This is a genomic window from Streptomyces sp. NPDC101191, from assembly GCF_044767915.1.
GTDB lineage: Bacteria > Actinomycetota > Actinomycetes > Streptomycetales > Streptomycetaceae > Streptomyces.
This window is the reverse complement of the sequence record NZ_JBIWOU010000001.1, coordinates 103,582-115,741: the sequence shown is the minus strand read 5'-3', so window position 1 is coordinate 115,741 and position 12,160 is coordinate 103,582. Positions and strand designations below refer to the sequence as shown.

Genomic DNA, 12,160 nt, shown 5'->3' with positions numbered 1-12,160 from the left:
TCTGGGATCCGATGGCCTACCACTGCGACCACATTCGTGACACGCGATTCGCCCGATAAAGAAATGGTTTGTCCTGGTCTTCGTAGGGCAGGTGCCATGCGAGCCGCCGCCTGCGGACCCTCCCCCCGAGTCGTGGGCGGCGGCCCGGCTCGGAGAAGCAAGGGCACAGGCGTCGATCCGGCCGCCGAGAACCCGCGTCGGAGCGGCGGTGCTCAGCCGACTGCCCAGGCCGCCCCGTCCGCTCCTTTTTCAGCCTCGCTGAGGGTGCCATTCGATCAGGAGAATGGTGGCGTCGTCCCGGAGCCGGTGATCCTGGTGATGGAGCAGCTTCTGGACCAAACGGCGGAGAGCTTCGGGGGCCGGATCGCCGGCGGCGATCGCGCGGAGCACGGTGTCGGCCAGTCGTTGTTCGCCGAAGAGGTCGCCGGCGGCGGATCGTGCCTCGGTCACGCCGTCGCTGTACAGCAGGACCCGGTCGCCAGGCTGGAGACGGATCCGGTGCACCGCTGGCGGGGCCGTGGTGTGGAATCCCCAGCCGAGAGGCAGGTCGGCCGGCCGTTCCAGCATGCGAGGGACGACCCGGCCGTTGCGGATCAGCAGCGGTGCGGGGTGCGCGCAGTTGACCCAGGTCAGCGTCCCGCCCTCGGCGTCCAAGTTGGCGATGATCGCGGTCATCAGCCGGTCGGTGAACCACTCGTTCAGGATCTGGTCGATCGCGGGAATGACGTCCGCCAGCGAGCCGCCACTGCGCCGGGTGGCACGACACGCTGCCAGCCCCGCCGCACTCGCGCCCCCGGAGGCGAGGTCGTGTCCCATGGCGTCCAGCAGCGTCAGGTGCAGCGCCCCGTCGACGAAGCTGTGATCGAACGCATCCCCGCCGATGTCATACGCGGGCTCCAGGACCGCGGACGAGGTCACCCGCGAGGTGCCGATCGTCCGGGGCGGCAGGAACGCCCACAGCAACTCGGCCTGCACCGTCATCGTCCTGCGCCGCCCTGCCTCGACCAGGGCGTCGTCGTGCGTGGACTTGGAGACGAGCAGCAGCGCGGCCAACCCGGCCAGGTCCTCGCACCGGCCGATCAGCTCGTCGTCGAAGTTCTCGGCCGTGGCCTGCAGTACGCCGAGCCGTTCGACGCCGTCGACCATCGTCACCCACACGGTCCTACCGTCGGCGGAGCGCTGAGTCCGCTCCATGCGGTAGGCGAGCCCTCCCAGCGTGCTGTCGACGTCGAGTGTCGGGTCGTCGGGCGGGAGCGGTTGGGGGAGCGCTACAAGCGTTGCCTGCTGCAGGTCCACCACATAGACGGCGGTGCCGGTGAGGCCCATCTGCCGGCCCGCCGAGGACACGAGCTCGGCCAGGTCCCGCCCCGGCGCCAGATGAGCAGTGGCGACCAGGTCTGACAGCGCCCTCTCGTGCGGTTCCATGACCAGGCCCTTCCGCCGCGTGCCGTTCGTTGCCCCGCCACCGACATCGAGCTTATGCGCCGACGGAGAGGAGCCGCGTGACGCGGCCGCGGCGGGGCGTGGCGCCGAGGGCGGTGTCCTCGCTCGGGGCACGCAAAGGTGATCGCCCAGGAGAAGTCCCCCTGCAAGTCCCCCCTGCCCCCGGAGGTGCGGGAGAGCGACCCCAGCCACAGGGCCGCCCTGCCCGCATCGGATGCTGACTAGGGCTTGCGTCCGCACCACGCCACGAGGCGGTCGATGGCCGGCGCGTCCGCGTCTACGTCCACCGCGGCCCCGAACGGCGCACCGTCACGCGGGCCGTCCGGCAGCCCGCGCCTCATGGCGGCGTACGAGATCGCCACGAGCTCGGGGTCCCAGTCCGGGAGCTGGCCGGTCGCGGTGGCCACGTCCCAGGTGTGCACGGTGAACTCCGAGGTCCAGACGGCCGCGGCGGCAGCCCCCGGAAGCTCACCGAACGGCAGGGTCAGCTTCCGGCCCAGGATCGCGGGATCCGCCCACGCCGCCTCGACCTCACGCACCGCGGCGTCCCACGCCTCTTGCCATGCGGTGTCCGCGAGGTCGTCGGCGACCGTGGGGAGACTCGTCACGTCGCCGCCGCGCCCGGCAAGGGCGATCCTGCGCAGGACGGCGACGAGGTGTCCGGCCAGCCGCCGGACGGTGAATTCGGTGCAGGGCGTGGGCCCGTCGAGCTGCTCGGGCCGGACTGCGGCCACGGTACGTCCGGCCAGCGCGATGGCCTTCATCAGGCCTTGGCGAGGGTCCTGGAGGGCGTCAGGGGTGACAGTGGGCCGCGTGGTGTTCTCGGTGTTCGTCATGCCCTCATCCTGGAAGTCGAACAGGTCATCTCCTGGCCACTTTCCGGAAGAGAATGGTCGGCATGAGAGCCGACCGCCTGGTGGCGACCCTGCTGTTCCTCCAAACGCGCACCCGCGTGACCGTGGCCGAGGTCGCCGCCGAACTCGAAGTGTCTCCGCGGACCGCACGCCGCGACCTGGAGGCCCTGTCCACCGCGGGCATACCCGTCTACTCGCAGCGTGGCCGCGGCGGCGGCTGGTCACTGGTCGGCGGCGCCCGTACGGACCTCACCGGCCTGACCGCCGAGGAGATCCGGGCACTGTTCCTGCTCGCGGGCCCGGCGTCCACCACGCCGGAGCTCCGCACGGCACTGCGGAAGTTGGTACGCGCGCTGCCCGCACCCCTGCGTTCGGGCGCCGAGGCCGCGTCGCGGGCCGGCCTCCACGACGGCACGGCCTGGTCGCGCGCCGACGTCACGGCCGCCGGGCCGCACCTCGACGTGCTCCGGCGGGCCGTGGTGGACGGGATCCAGGTGCGGCTCGGGTACGCGGGGCCCGGCAAACCCGTCGGCGTGCGAACCGTCCATCCGCTCGGCCTCGTGGCCAAGGCGGGTCACGACTACCTCGTCGCCGAGACGGAGCGGGGCCTGCGGACCTTCCGGCTCAGCCGGGTCGTCTCGGTCGAGTCAACCGGCGAACCCGTCGTACGGCCGCACGGCTTCGACCTGCCGACGGTCTGGCGTTCGTTCGCCGCGCGCTTGGAGGAGCGGCTGTACGCGGCGACGGTTCGGGCCCGGGCCGAGCCGGGCGCCATGGCGATCCTGGAGCGGCTGTTCGACGGGCGTCTGCACGTCGGTCCCGTGCTCCCCGACGGATGGACGGAGATACGGGTCGACGGGCCGACGCCGGAGGTCGTCGCGACACAGCTGGCCGGCCTGGGGGCGCGCATCGAGGTCCTGGACCCTCCGGAGGCGAGGGAGCGGCTCGCACGTCTGGCGGTCGAGCTGGCCGGTGTGTACGGACCGCCTCGCGCCGTCCCAGGCTCCGCCCTGCACGAGGAAGAACATCGCCCACCCCCACACACAGAACCGGCATGAGGCCACCCACGTGCTCAGCGCCTCGTCTCGTACCTCGTCAGGACCACGCCGCCGGGAAACGTCCGCGTCTCCACCATGTTCAGGTTCACCCAGCTGTCCAGCGTGGTGAAGAACGGAGTGCCGCCGCCCACCAGGACCGGATAGGTGGCGATCGCGTACTCGTCGATCAGCCCGGCGCGCATGGCCGCCCCGGCGAGCGTCGCGCCGCCGATGCTCATCGGGGCGCCGTCCTCGGCCTTGAGCCGGGTGATCTCGGCGATCGCGTCGCCGGTGACCAGACGGGTGTTCCAGTCGACCTTGTCGATCGTCGAGGAGAACACCACCTTCGGCGTGTCCCGCCAGTTCCGCGCGAACTCCATCTCCGCCGGGGTGGCGCCGGGCTGCTGGTCACCGGTCGGCCAGTAGGAGCTCATCGTCTCCCAGAGCTTGCGGCCGTACAGCGACAGGCCACTCGCCTGTTCGTGTTCGAGCCACCACTGGAACAGCTCTTCGCTCGGGGGACCGCTCCAGCCGATGTCGTCGCCGGGGGCGGCGATGTAGCCGTCCAGGGTCAGGTTCATGCCGTAGATCAGTTTCCGCATGGCCCAGCCTTCCGTTCGTGGGTGTCCGGAGTACGGACCAGCCTGACGCGGGAAACTCATCGGTGCGCGGCCCGGGCTCGCCGAAAACCCACAGCCGTGCCCGCACCGGCTGCGCCACGAGGCGCCGCGACCGGCCCGCGGCCGGCCCGCGGCCGGCCCGCGACCGGCCCGCGACCGGGCTCAGGACGCGCCATCGCCCGGGGCGCCACCGGCGGGCGAATCGGTGCCGGCCAGGAGGTGGAGGAGCCCGGCGATCTCGTGCCCGGCTTCGGCGGGGTGGCGGTAGGGGGTGCCCGGGTTGATCCGGTAGTGGTTGCGGCGGGCGTCGTCGGAGCGGCTGCGGGTGAGGTACCCGGTTTCCTCCAGATCGGTGACGATCGCCTGGGCCGTTCGTTCGGTGATGCCGCAGCTGGTCGCAAGGTCCTTCAGGCGTACGTCGGGGTCACGCGCGATGGCCAGGAGGACACGGGCGTGACTGGTGAGGAACGTCCATCCCTGACTGCTGCCATCTTTTGCTCCCATACGGAAGATATGCCCAGAAAAGAACCCGATACGTATTGCAGGTAAGTCTTGACGGGTATTGCGGGAGGTCGGAAACTCGGATTCGGGGGGAAGGGTCAGCCGAGGAGGTTCCATGTCCCCGCTCTCCACCCCTCACCCGGCCCCCACGCCGGCTCGGGCCGTCGCCCCGCAGCCGATCCGCGTGCGCACCACCCAGCCGCCCGGAGAGACCGTCGTCGGCGTCGAAGGAACCGTCTGCCTGGACGATGCCGACGGCCTCCGCACTGCCCTGATGCGCACCCTCGCCTCCAGGGAAGACGGTGCGTCGCCCGTGGGGGACACGTCCGCCACCGCCGTCTGCGACGCGACCGGCCCGAACATCCTGCTCCCTGTCCGCCGGCAGGCCGAGGCCGAACACCGCACGGTGGCGATCACCGGCGTACGCGGCCGGTTCGCCCACGTTCCCGACACCACCCGTACCCGCAGGCTCTACGGCTTCCCACCCCAAGTCGGCCGGTAGCACTCCGGGGGAGACCCGCCATGGACCGCGAACTTCTCGACCAGGTCCAGGCCGTCCTCGCCGAAGCCGGCTTCGGCCCCGACAGTGGCCTGACCGCCCATGTCCACGACGGCGACGGCGTGGTCGTGTCCTGGCACGCCGACCACCTCATCCGCCCCACCATCACCGCCCACGCCGCCGACCCCGACATCCGCGCCTCCGTCCTGATCCCCGGCATCCGCGCTGCCCTGCACATCGCCGTCACCACGGTCATCACCAGCGCGGGACTCACCACGACCGATCACCCCGACGGCTACCTCCTCGTCACCCCACCCCCTCCGTGCCAGGACCAGGACGATCCCCAGCGGGAGACAGCGCGGTCGGCCACGGCGAGGCGGACGCCACCGAAGAACGTGTAGCGCCCCCAAACCGACCCCGCCCGGATCCGGCAGAGCAGTGAGCACCCGGCGGACGATCGGCATCCCGTACGAGACCGGCGCCCGCGGACCGTACGAGGCGAGGTGGCCTCCGCCGCGTCCCGCTCACCGACCTTACGGCTGCGGGACGGGCCTGCTACCGCTCGTGGACCTACGAGATCGCTGTCAGAAGGATGTCCCTCATACGCTCCGCGTACTGGCGCATGCTCTTGTCGGCGACAGCGGTATCGGGGTACCGGCAGGCGAGCCAGACCCCCTCGTGCACACGGTTGATCCAGACGCCGACCTTGTCGCCGCATGTCACTCCGCCCAGTCCGTACACCCGCTGCTCCTCCCAGCCCTCGGATCCCGGAGTGTCCCGGCCGTCGAGATAGGAGAGGGAGACGTGCTCGGACGACTCCATGGCGAACTCGTCGCCGAGCAGGTGCATCACGCGGGCGAGGGGGATCCGAGCCAGGAAGCGGTTGGCTCGCAGGGCGCCGCGTACGGTCGCGAGGGCGTCCGGGAAGGAGGAGGGGCGCGCGCAGGGAATCTCGACGGGCACACCACCGACGTACCAGCCGACGGAGTCGGACCAGCGGGACTTGGCCCGGGTGTGGAAGAGGACGACCGTGCGGAAGACGTCCGTCGGGTTGATCTCCTGGACGGCCAGGCTCGTGGCGGCGAGGTAGCCGACGATCCCTCCACCGTAGGGCCGACAGAGCGCCTCGAACGCCTCGGCGGTGTCCGCGTCGACGACCATCCCGCTCGTCACCCTCTGCTCAGGCATCCGCGGACCGGCTCCCAGACCCAGTTCCAGCGGGAAGTTGGGCATCGCGCCGCCGCAGCGCCGGATGAACTCGCGCCAGCGGACCACGGCTTCGTGCCCCGCGTCGATCCGGTCGGCGTCGACCCGCTCCAACTCGCAGAAGTCGACGTAGCTGCTGTCAGCGACAGGCTGCCCACCGCGGCCCGCCGCAGCGCTCTCGTACAGCGCCCGGACCGCGCCGGGAATCCGGAGCATGGAGCAGCCGTCGACGTTGCTGTGGTCGAAAACCATGTACACGCTGGTGGATTCGTCCCGGACAACCGCCGCGTACAGGAAGTTCGGCCAGCCCAGCGCGTAGGTCGCCTGACCGAAGCGTGCTTCGAGGTGACCGGCGAGCTTCTCCGCATCGGGAAAGTCGCCGATCACCGTGCGGGACAGCGCGACCGCGTCCGCATCAAGGGTGAAACGGCGCACGCCGCCGCCGACCTCGCGCAGCCCGCTGCGCAACGTCTCGTGCCGGAGCGTCCACAGCTGCAGCGCCGCTTCAAGGGCGTCGAGGTCCACCTCGCCAGGCAGATCGAACGCGACTCCCAGCCAGGTCCGCAGGAACGACCCCTCCTCGCGCGCCGACCGCACCGTCCGCAAGTGCGACTCCTGGATGTACGCGGGCGGTCGGGCGTCGTCCGGAAGCTCCCTCGCCGCCGCCACGGTCGCCGGACTCAACGTGAACTCGACGAGCCGTCCCGGCCGGACCTCGCACTGATGGATGTCGGTCAATCGCAACGCCAAGCTCCGTCCACGGGAAAACGCCCCCGACCAGGTGACTCCAGGTCCAACGAACGTCCCACCCAACGGACACCGGTGACCTCGGAACGAGTGGCGGCCCGGGCCCTCACCGACTCGCACAGGAGCACCTGCCACCACGGCAGAGGGGGAGGGGCCGGAGTCGACGGCGTGACGCAGGTGGCTGTGCCGCGGCGCCCGGCAGAGACCGGTCTGAAGCTGTTCCGGAGCCCGCGTCCTTGGCTCGCGGCATGCCCCCACTGTCGGGCTCGCAGAGGCGATAGGCCGCTTTTCACCAGGGCACCCCGCTGCGGGCGATGCCAAAATGGGAGTACGCGATCCGGTACTCGGCAGAGACCGCACGTGAGCGCTGCTCAGGGATTCTGCCCGGGCCTGTGCGGGGCCCGGAGCGCGACAGCGCACCGCCTTCGCGGCGCAGCAGCTCTGCATGACCTCGTGGGACGTCCAGGAGGGGGCGGCGACGTTCCTGGAACGTTGGGCGCCGACGTACGAGGGGCGGTGGTGGGACGGCACCGGGCCGCGGCCGAACTCCGGTTGCGGGCATGGCCGGACAGGCGATCCTGGAAGAGGGGCAGGAGGCGTCATGAGCACCTTCTCCAACCGCCGGCACCCCGTCATCCGCTTCGTGCTGGCCGTTCTGCTCGCCCTGGTGGGCGCCCTCGTGGCGCCGGCGGCGTCCGCGCAGAGTGCGCCGCCCGGGTCCTCCGTCCGTGTCGGCAGCAGTCCGTACGGCGTCGCGCTGACGCCGGACGGGCGGCACGCTTACGTCGTCGCCACCGAGCAGGGCACGGTGGCCGTGGTCGACACGAGCACCCGGAAGGTGGTTGCCCACGTGGATGTCGGTCCCGGCGCGACCGACGTGGCGATCACGCCCGACGGCCGCCGGGCCTACGTCACCACCGACACGCCGTTCTCCCTCTACGGCGCGGTGCATGTGATCGACACGGCGACCAACAAGAAGGTCGGCTCCATCGGCGTCGGCGAGACGCCGCTCGGCCTCGCGGTGACCCCCGACGGCCGCCGCGTCTACGTCGTCAACACGTGGTCGAGCACCGTGTCCGTGATCGACACGGCGACCGGCAAGAGGACCGACGAGATCCGGGTGGGTGACAGCCCGGCGACCAACTCCCCGATCGACCTGGCCATCTCACCTGATGGCCGCCGCGCATACGTCGCCAACGCCGGCGACGGAGTAGCGGACTCGGTTTCCGTGATCGACACCGCGACCGGCAAGGTCGTCGGCTGGCCCGGCCGCATCGGCGGCTACGTGTGCGGGCTCGCGGTGACACCCGACGGGCGCAGCCTCTACGTCACGGCACGGCCGTCCACCGTGCACGTCGTCGACACAGCCACCGGAAAGGTGACCGGCGACCCCATCGCCGTCGGCGAGGAGGCGACCGACGTCGCCGTGAGCGCCGACGGTCGGCGCGCCTACGTCGTCAACGAGATCGCCGACAGCGTGTCCGTGATCGACACGACGACGCGAACGGTGCTCGAAACCATCCCCGTCAAGGACGGCCCCACCCGTATCGCCTTGACGCCGGACGGCCGCCACGCCTACGTCACGCTCTATTACTCCGACACCGTCCGGGTGCTCGACCTCTGAGCCGGACCCGCGGCGGACCGGCGCGGAGCCGGCCGCTGCCTCGTCGCCGCCCCCGGCAGTCGATCCCGACGGCACCCAGCCGACGGCTGCCCGTCTTCTGGCCGCCGACTGCCAACTCCCGCATCCGTTCACGTATCTCTGACGCATGTCGGACACCACTGCCCCCGGGCCAGGGCCGACTTCCCCGTCGCCTCCTCCCCGGCCTCCTCGTGCTGTACGCAGCCGGCGTGGGAGGCCCGGGTGCGGGGGCACTGTGTCAGTCGTCGGTGCCTCGGGCCGTGTCCAGGGTCGTGGCGGCGGCTTTTCGGTCGGGAGCGGGTGGTGCGGCGGGTGTGCCGAGTGCGGTCAGGAGGGTGGCGGTGAGTGCACCGGCGCCGATCAGCCCTGCGGCGGTGCGTCGTCTGGCCTGCTGCTCGGATACGGGACGGGTGGCGCGACGGTGTCTAGGCATGCCGGAAGTCCTCGCTGTGGATGCGGCCGGCCGGTACACCGGCTCGGATCAGGGATGCGGTTGCGGCTTGGGCCATGGCCGGTGGCCCGCAGAGGTAGACGTCGTGGGCGGCGAGGTCGGGTACCAGGGCTTGCAGGGCGCGTGGGGCGAGGGGGTCGTAGGCGTCGTCGGAGCCGCCGAGGAGGTAGTACAGCGCGGCTTGTCTTCTTCGGGCGATGGTTTCCAGCTCCTCGCGCAGGACGAGGCTGCCGGCGTTGGAGGCCCGGTAGAGGAGGGTGAGGTCCCCGGGGCCGCCGGGCAGTGTTTCGAACAGGGCCCGCAGGGGGGTGATGCCGACGCCGCCGGCCAGGAGGAGCACCTTCGGGCGGGTGCGCCGGTGGGCGGTGAGTGCTCCGAACGGGCCGGTGGCCAGGACCCGTGTGCCGGGGCGCAGTCTGCGGACGCGGCGTGTGTGGTCGCCGAGTACCTTCACGGTGATGCGCAGTGTGTCGTCGTGTACGGGCGCGGAGAGGGAGAAGGGCAGCGCGGTGGAGCGCAGGCCGCGCTGCAGGAAGCGCCAGCGGAAGAACTGCCCAGGCTCGGCCCGCAGTTCCGCCAGTTCGGTGCCGCGCATGAGCACGGAGACGGTGTCGGGACTCTCCTCGACGACTTCGGCGACGCGCAGGTCATGTCGCAGTGCCCGCCGGAGCGGGACGACGAGTCGGTACCAGACGAGAACGACGGCGACGGTCGCATGGGCCATCGACCACAGCCAGGCGGTGAGCACCCCGCCGGAGAGGTCGGGTCCGGCGAGCTGGTGGACGAACCCGGCCGCGACGGCGAGATGACTCAGCAGGTGCAGCCGCCGCCATGTCTCGTGCCGGATTCTGCCCCGGACGGCCGCCGCCGACGTGACGCCGACTACGCCGAACAACAGTGTGCCCAAGCACGCGGCGGCGATCCACGGATAGCGCAGCAGGCTGTCGACGGCCTCCACCAGGTCGGTGTCGGTGTGGACGGCGTAGCCGCACAGGGCCAGCAGCCCGTGGGCGGCGACGAGGCCGAGGACGTGGCGCCCACCGCGCGCGTGCCATCGGGCCAGGCGGTCGGCACCTATTCCGTGCTCGACCGCCGGAACCCGGGCCATCAGCACCAGCATGACCAGAACTCCGTACCCGGCGAGCAGCCCCGTCAGATGCGCACCGCTCGCGAAGACCGCGTCGAGGCGGGCGGACGGCCGCGCCTGCACGCCCCAACCGAGTGCGACCACACCCGCGCCCGCCATGACCGCCCCACGCAGCCGGGCCGGCGCAACGCGGGGCCGCGCAGACCCCGGCCGAGTCGGCCGGAGCGGCGGCACGAACGCCGCGGACGGTACGCGCCGGACCCCTGGCGTGGTCGGCGTGGAAGGGACGGGGGCAGGCCGCTCCGACGGCGTCATCGGCACGGTGAGCGGGGTGTAGAGGGGATGCGGGGTCTCGGTGGTCACGTCCGGCACACTAGGGCCGCCTGCCCCGCGAAACGGCCGATCGGGCCTCTCCCGGCCAACCCTTAAGGCCCCCTTGAGCAGCCCCTTACGACCGGTTAAGCCCCGACCCGAAGGGCGGCCGGACCCGGGTGGGCCTGCCCCGGCGGCACGGTCCGTACGCGACCGGGGAGCGGGCACCACCCGATCCCGTACGAGTTCACGCACCCGCACCCGCACCCCCACCCGTTTCCCGTTCGCGCACCGCGCACCGCGCCCGCACCTTGCCGCAGTCGAACGGCGATGGTCCGTGGCCCGCGCGCGGCGGGAGGCGTCTGTGGTGCGAATAGTGGGAACTTCTGCCCCGGACAGGCCGGTGAGGCGAGGTCAGCCCACCTGCGGGACCACTGTTCCTTCTTCCTCCAGCTGGACCCCCTGGAGGTTCGCCCCGGTCAGTTTGGCGCCTTCCCGCTTGGAGCCCGCGAGTCGTGAGCCGCTCAGGTCTGCGTCCGACATGTCGGCCCCGCGGAGATCGGCGCCTCTCAGGTCGGCCCGGTCGAGGTAGGCCCCGTGCAGGTTTGCGCCGCGAAGGTCCACACCGCGCAGATCGGCCCGGCTGAAGGACGCTCGCGGAGCGCGGACGTCGGCGAGTCGCACGCCACGCATGTCGTTGCCGAAGAAGCCGGCGGCCGCGAGGTTCGCTCCGCGCAGGTCGGCTCCGCGCAGGGCGGCACCGGTGAAGTCCGTCTCGCGCAGGTCGGCGCCCCTCAGGTCTGCTCCGCTCAGAAGGGCCTCGCCGAGGCCGGCGTTCACCAGGGAGGCGTCGCGCAGGTCGGATCCGGTGAGGTCGGCCCGCAGGAGATTCGCCCGGTACGCGGGACTGCGCAGGACGAGGTCTTCGTAGCGCTGTTCGTGGAGGTCCTGCCGTGCACGATCCAGGTCGCCCATGTCGGCCAGACCCCGCAGGCTGACGTAGCGCAGTTGGAGCCGCGTCGTGTCCGTGATGTCGACAGGCCGGTTGGCCAGTACGGTCACGGCCGCCTGGAGGTCCACGGGGAGGGGCTGGGCGACACCGGCGTCGTGGACTTGACCGACGGGTAGACGTGCGTGCGCGCGGACGTAGGCGGCGATCACCGACAGGCCTGTCGCCTGGTCACGTGGCGAGTCGCGCATGATGCGTTCCAGCGCGTAGATGCCACCGACCCGTACGTCAGCGGAGTCGGAACCGAGACTGGCGACAGCAGCGGTGTACCGACCGGTGATCTGAGCCTCGCGGCTGATCCGCAGTTCCTCCTGGGTCTGCCCGACGGACATCCAGGTGAACAGCACCGCGGCCACCGCGGCCAGCCCGGGCAGCGCGCCCACCAGCAGCCCGGCCCAAACCTGCTGCTGCCCCGGGCCGCCCGCACGGCGCCCGCCGAAGACCCGCAGGCGACGGCGACGGCGGCGTCCCGCCGCCCGCCTACGCGCGGCGCGGTCCATCCGCCGCAGAGCAGCGTTCCTCATGCCGGATGACGTTCCCACGTAGGCATTCCAACCCGCCCGCGTCCCGACCGCATCACCGACTGGGCCGACTCGCAGGGCAGCCTGCCAGAGCCATCGCCTCCGCCCTGGAGGCCGCGCGTCCGGCCGCCGCCGCGTCGGGCGGCACGGGCATCCGCGTGGCGGAACCGCCAGAGGCCTGGCGGAACCGAGGGAGGCGCGAGGGGCGGGGGCGGCGGGAAACGACAAGGG

12 protein-coding genes are annotated in these 12,160 nt (G+C 71.7%); 4 read left to right on the top strand and 8 right to left on the bottom strand.

Annotated features, from left to right (window positions below; all coding sequences use genetic code 11):
* Positions 1-249 precede the first annotated feature (249 nt).
* A complete protein-coding gene (locus ACIRQF_RS00500; protein ID WP_404087590.1) occupies positions 250-1,425 on the bottom strand; it encodes a PP2C family protein-serine/threonine phosphatase in 1,176 nt (391 codons plus the stop codon).
* A 239-nt stretch (positions 1,426-1,664) separates the two neighbouring features.
* The gene (locus ACIRQF_RS00495) at positions 1,665-2,279 is read right to left on the bottom strand and encodes a TIGR03086 family metal-binding protein (protein WP_404087588.1); all 615 of its coding nucleotides are present in this window, start codon (positions 2,277-2,279) and stop codon (positions 1,665-1,667) included.
* A gap of 62 nt (positions 2,280-2,341) precedes the next feature.
* Between ACIRQF_RS00495 and ACIRQF_RS00490 the strand changes: the two genes are divergently transcribed.
* Entirely contained in the window at positions 2,342-3,355 is a 1,014-nt protein-coding gene (locus tag ACIRQF_RS00490) for a helix-turn-helix transcriptional regulator (protein WP_404087586.1), read from the top strand.
* Positions 3,356-3,369: 14 nt separating this feature from the next.
* On the opposite strand, the gene ACIRQF_RS00485 is transcribed toward ACIRQF_RS00490, so the two are convergent.
* Positions 3,370-3,936, bottom strand: a complete 567-nt coding sequence (locus ACIRQF_RS00485) for a dihydrofolate reductase family protein (protein ID WP_404087584.1) — start codon at positions 3,934-3,936, stop codon at positions 3,370-3,372.
* A gap of 180 nt (positions 3,937-4,116) precedes the next feature.
* Positions 4,117-4,458 (bottom strand): MarR family transcriptional regulator, encoded by a 342-nt coding sequence (locus ACIRQF_RS00480; protein WP_404087582.1) that lies wholly within the window; start codon positions 4,456-4,458, stop codon positions 4,117-4,119.
* Between the two features lie 112 nt (positions 4,459-4,570).
* Between ACIRQF_RS00480 and ACIRQF_RS00475 the strand changes: the two genes are divergently transcribed.
* Both ACIRQF_RS00475 and ACIRQF_RS00470 read left to right on the top strand, forming a co-directional pair.
* Positions 4,571-4,957: a hypothetical protein gene (locus tag ACIRQF_RS00475; RefSeq protein WP_404087580.1), complete on the top strand. Its 387-nt coding sequence runs from the start codon at positions 4,571-4,573 to the stop codon at positions 4,955-4,957.
* Positions 4,958-4,977: 20 nt separating this feature from the next.
* Positions 4,978-5,355 carry a hypothetical protein gene (locus ACIRQF_RS00470; RefSeq protein WP_404087578.1) on the top strand — a complete coding sequence of 126 codons (378 nt, stop codon included), beginning with the start codon at positions 4,978-4,980 and terminating at the stop codon, positions 5,353-5,355.
* 169 nt (positions 5,356-5,524) lie between these two features.
* Here the strand turns inward: ACIRQF_RS00470 and ACIRQF_RS00465 are convergent, their stop codons facing one another.
* The gene (locus tag ACIRQF_RS00465; protein ID WP_404087576.1) at positions 5,525-6,904 is read right to left on the bottom strand and encodes a condensation domain-containing protein; all 1,380 of its coding nucleotides are present in this window, start codon (positions 6,902-6,904) and stop codon (positions 5,525-5,527) included.
* A gap of 604 nt (positions 6,905-7,508) precedes the next feature.
* Here ACIRQF_RS00465 and ACIRQF_RS00460 point away from each other — a divergent pair.
* Positions 7,509-8,531: a beta-propeller fold lactonase family protein gene (locus ACIRQF_RS00460; RefSeq protein WP_404087574.1), complete on the top strand. Its 1,023-nt coding sequence runs from the start codon at positions 7,509-7,511 to the stop codon at positions 8,529-8,531.
* A gap of 256 nt (positions 8,532-8,787) precedes the next feature.
* Here the strand turns inward: ACIRQF_RS00460 and ACIRQF_RS00455 are convergent, their stop codons facing one another.
* The 3 genes from ACIRQF_RS00455 to ACIRQF_RS00445 form a co-directional block, all read right to left on the bottom strand.
* Positions 8,788-8,982 carry a hypothetical protein gene (locus ACIRQF_RS00455; protein WP_404087572.1) on the bottom strand — a complete coding sequence of 65 codons (195 nt, stop codon included), beginning with the start codon at positions 8,980-8,982 and terminating at the stop codon, positions 8,788-8,790.
* On the bottom strand, positions 8,975-10,246 hold the full coding sequence (locus ACIRQF_RS00450) for a ferric reductase-like transmembrane domain-containing protein (protein WP_404087570.1): 1,272 nt from the start codon (positions 10,244-10,246) through the stop codon (positions 8,975-8,977). The genes ACIRQF_RS00455 and ACIRQF_RS00450 overlap by 8 nt, the downstream gene beginning before the upstream one ends.
* A 567-nt stretch (positions 10,247-10,813) precedes the next feature.
* Positions 10,814-11,932: a pentapeptide repeat-containing protein gene (locus ACIRQF_RS00445; protein WP_404087568.1), complete on the bottom strand. Its 1,119-nt coding sequence runs from the start codon at positions 11,930-11,932 to the stop codon at positions 10,814-10,816.
* Between the last annotated feature and the right edge of the window lie 228 nt (positions 11,933-12,160).

Excerpts from the sequence above, each read along its gene's own strand:
- ACIRQF_RS00450 (WP_404087570.1), bottom strand. The coding sequence starts at position 10,246 with ATGGCGGGCGCGGGTGTGGTCGCACTCGGTTGGGGCGTGCAGGCGCGG.
- ACIRQF_RS00475 (WP_404087580.1), top strand. The coding sequence starts at position 4,571 with ATGTCCCCGCTCTCCACCCCTCACCCGGCCCCCACGCCGGCTCGGGCC.
- ACIRQF_RS00495 (WP_404087588.1), bottom strand. The coding sequence starts at position 2,279 with ATGACGAACACCGAGAACACCACGCGGCCCACTGTCACCCCTGACGCC.
- ACIRQF_RS00485 (WP_404087584.1), bottom strand. The coding sequence starts at position 3,936 with ATGCGGAAACTGATCTACGGCATGAACCTGACCCTGGACGGCTACATC.
- ACIRQF_RS00445 (WP_404087568.1), bottom strand. The coding sequence starts at position 11,932 with ATGAGGAACGCTGCTCTGCGGCGGATGGACCGCGCCGCGCGTAGGCGG.
- ACIRQF_RS00490 (WP_404087586.1), top strand. The coding sequence starts at position 2,342 with ATGAGAGCCGACCGCCTGGTGGCGACCCTGCTGTTCCTCCAAACGCGC.
- ACIRQF_RS00500 (WP_404087590.1), bottom strand. The coding sequence starts at position 1,425 with ATGGAACCGCACGAGAGGGCGCTGTCAGACCTGGTCGCCACTGCTCAT.
- ACIRQF_RS00460 (WP_404087574.1), top strand. The coding sequence starts at position 7,509 with ATGAGCACCTTCTCCAACCGCCGGCACCCCGTCATCCGCTTCGTGCTG.
- ACIRQF_RS00470 (WP_404087578.1), top strand. The coding sequence starts at position 4,978 with ATGGACCGCGAACTTCTCGACCAGGTCCAGGCCGTCCTCGCCGAAGCC.
- ACIRQF_RS00455 (WP_404087572.1), bottom strand. The coding sequence starts at position 8,982 with ATGCCTAGACACCGTCGCGCCACCCGTCCCGTATCCGAGCAGCAGGCC.
- ACIRQF_RS00480 (WP_404087582.1), bottom strand. The coding sequence starts at position 4,458 with ATGGGAGCAAAAGATGGCAGCAGTCAGGGATGGACGTTCCTCACCAGT.